This window comes from Streptomyces sp. CBMA123 (assembly GCF_014596465.1).
In the GTDB taxonomy this organism is placed as follows: Bacteria; Actinomycetota; Actinomycetes; order Streptomycetales; family Streptomycetaceae; genus Kitasatospora.
The window spans coordinates 1-2,906 of sequence record NZ_MECK01000411.1; the positions used below are offsets into that span (position 1 = coordinate 1).

A 2,906-nucleotide genomic window follows, 5' to 3' on the forward strand; every position below is an offset into this window, starting at 1 on the left:
GTGGCACCGTGCGGGGCGCGGTCCGGGCCGTCCTCGGTGTCGGCCTCCAGGGCGTGCCAGTCGCCCCAGCGGCCGGTGGCCGCGTCCCGGGTGCGGACCCGGACGGTCCCGCCGGCCAACGCGCCGACCGGTCCGTCCCAGCCGACGCCGAGGAGTTCGAACGGCCGGGTGGTGCTCGGCGCGAGCCCGGTGCCGGCGGGCAGCGGGAGCGAGACGGTCGTCCCGCCGCCGGGGAAGTCCCGGTGTTCGGCGGGGGCGAGGGGCGTGGCGGAGGCGAGGGGCATGGCGGCGGCGGCCGGGGCGGGCTGGAGCAGCAGGATGGCGGTGCAGCCCGCGAGCAGCGCGGCCGGGAACGGGAGGCGCACGGCTCTGAGGGGGAGGCGCACGGCTCTGAGGGGGAGGCGCACGGCCTGGTCGGAAAGGCGCACGGCTTTGTCGGATAGGCGCGCAGCCTGGTTGGAAAGGCGCATACAGGGGATCGTCGCCGCAAACCGGACCGCCCGCCACGCCGCCTCGCGCCCGCTCGGCCACCCCTCCCGGCCTGCCACCCGAAGGCCGTAGGCTGGGGCGCACCATGACTGCGCCATTCGCTGCCGATGCCCGCACCCCCGTCGAGCTGCTGCACGCATACCTGCGCGGCGGCACCCCTTCGGTTGATCCCGCGGCCCCGCTGGTCACTTTCTACGACGACGCCACCGGTGAACGGGTGGAGCTCTCCGCCCGGACCTTCGACAACTGGGTCGCCAAGACCGCCAACCTCCTCCAGGACGAACTGAACGCCGGCCCGGACGACCGCGCCGCGCTGCTGCTGCCCGCCCACTGGCAGAGCGCCGTCTGGCTGCTGGCCTGCTGGTCGGTCGGCGTGACGGCGGTGCCGGCCGGCGAGCCGGCCGCCGCCGACCTGGTGGTGAGCGGCCCGGACGGCCTGGAGGCCGCCCAGGCGTGCGAGGGCGAGCGGGTGGCGCTCGCCCTGCGCCCGCTCGGCGGCCGCTTTCCGCACCGCCCGGACGGCTTCCTCGACTACGCCGCCGAGGTGCCCGGCCAGGGCGACCGCTTCGCCCCGTACTCCCCCGTCGCCCCGGACGGCCCGGCCCTGGAGACCTCGGTGGACGGGCTGCCGCTGAAGCTGACCGGTGAGCAGACCGTCGCGCTGGCCCGGGAGGGCGCGGTGCGCCTCGGCCTCCAGCCCGGGGACCGGGTGATGTCCACCCGCTCCTTCGACGACTGGGCGGGCCTGGAGGCCGGCCTGCTGGCCCCGCTGGCGGCCGGCGCCTCGGTGGTGCTGTGCCGCAACTCCCAGGGGCTGGACGACAAGCAGTGGGAGAAGCGGGCCGAGTCCGAACGGGTGACTGTGCGCCTGGCCTGACCCCGGCGGCGTCCCGGCGGGTAGGGATCCCCGCCATGGCCGAGGACGACACCGAGCACCCCCCGACCGACGAGACTCCCCCGAAGCACGCTCCCCCGAGCGCACCCGGACGCCCGCGCAGGCGCCGGCGGTGGCTGATGATCACCGCCGGCGCCGTCGCGTTCCTGCTGGTCGCGACCGGCGCGCTGCTCTGGATCGCGTACCGCAAGCTGGACGGCAACATCAGGACCGACGCGGCCACCGACCAGCTGCTGGCCAAGCTGGAGGGCGAACGCCCGAGCCGTACGGCCGGGGCCAAGGGCGCCGAGAACATCCTGCTGATCGGCAGTGACGACCGTTCCGGTGCCAACTCCTCGTACGGCGGCGCCGCCGGCACCCAGCGCTCGGACACCACGATCCTGGTGCACCTGGCCGCCGACCGGAAGCACGTGACCGCGGTCTCCGTCCCGCGCGACGTCATGGTCACCGTGCCCTCCTGCGAGAAGCCGGACGGCAGCCGCAGCAAGCCGGGGACGATGCAGTTCAACTGGGCGTTCGAGCTGGGCGGTCCGGCCTGTTCGATCCGTGCCGTCGAGCAGCTGACCGGCATCCGGATCGACCACTACGTGATCCTCGACTTCAGCGGCTTCAAGACCATGGTCGACGCGATCGGCGGGGTCGAGGTGTGCGTGCCCCAGCCGATCCACGACAAGGACGCCAGGCTGGACCTCCCGGCCGGCCGTCAGGTGCTGCACGGCGAGCAGGCGCTCGGCTACGTCCGGGCCCGGGAGAGCCTGGGCGACGGCTCCGACACCCAGCGGATGGGCCGTCAGCAGCAGTTCCTGGCCTCGCTGATCCGCAAGGTGCAGTCGCAGGGGGTGCTGCTGAACCCGGGCAAGCTGTGGCCGGTGCTGGACGCGGCCACCTCCTCGGTGAAGGCGGACGGCGGCCTGTCCTCGCTCGGCGCGCTGTACGACCTCACCCAGGACCTGCGCGGCATCCCGTCGCCGGACGTGGTGTTCCTGACCGCGCCGCGCCGCCCGTACCGCTACGACTCGGACCGGGACGAGTTCGTCCAGCCGCAGACCGCCCAGCTGTTCGACGCGCTGCGGAACGACCGGCCGGTCGCCGTCCGGCCGCCCGGCTCGACGCCCGCACCGGACGCCGGGGCGAGCCCGGGGGCCGTCTCCGGCACCGGCTCGGACGGCACGGCCGCGTCACCCTCGGCGAGCGCCTCGCCCACCTTCGAGGGACGCACCGCCGACGTGGACGCCTGCGCGCAGCACTGACCGGGGCCGCGCCGCAGGTCGGCGGCGCCCTTCCGGGAAATGCCGCCCGGGGCCACCGCTTTACCGGCGCATTGCTCTCGCATGACGGAGATCACACCCGGATCGATTACGCCGTTCGGCTCGTCTAGTGTGTCCGGATCGGGCCGCCAGTACGGGCGGGCCGCAGCCGTGACCGGTCGGAGGTGGGGATTCCCCGTGTACGAGGAGCAGCCGGAAACCGGTCAGTACCGGGCTGACCCGGCCGGCAGGATCCCCCGGCAGCAGCGTGGCGG

2 protein-coding genes and 1 pseudogene are annotated in these 2,906 nt (G+C 74.7%); 2 read left to right on the forward strand and 1 reads right to left on the reverse strand.

The genetic code is table 11. The features are described 5' to 3' along the window. A pseudogene (locus BG452_RS32070) lies at positions 1 to 365 on the reverse strand (N-acetylmuramoyl-L-alanine amidase); the annotation flags it as partial. Positions 366 to 574: 209 nt separating this feature from the next. Here BG452_RS32070 and BG452_RS32075 point away from each other — a divergent pair. Together BG452_RS32075 and BG452_RS32080 are read left to right on the forward strand one after the other, a co-directional pair. Then, a complete protein-coding gene (locus tag BG452_RS32075; protein ID WP_188307864.1) occupies positions 575 to 1,366 on the forward strand; it encodes a TIGR03089 family protein in 792 nt (263 codons plus the stop codon). A gap of 35 nt (positions 1,367 to 1,401) precedes the next feature. Continuing rightward, complete coding sequence (locus tag BG452_RS32080) at positions 1,402 to 2,634, forward strand: LCP family protein (protein WP_188307865.1); 1,233 nt, start codon at positions 1,402 to 1,404, stop codon at positions 2,632 to 2,634. Positions 2,635 to 2,906: the final 272 nt, after the last annotated feature.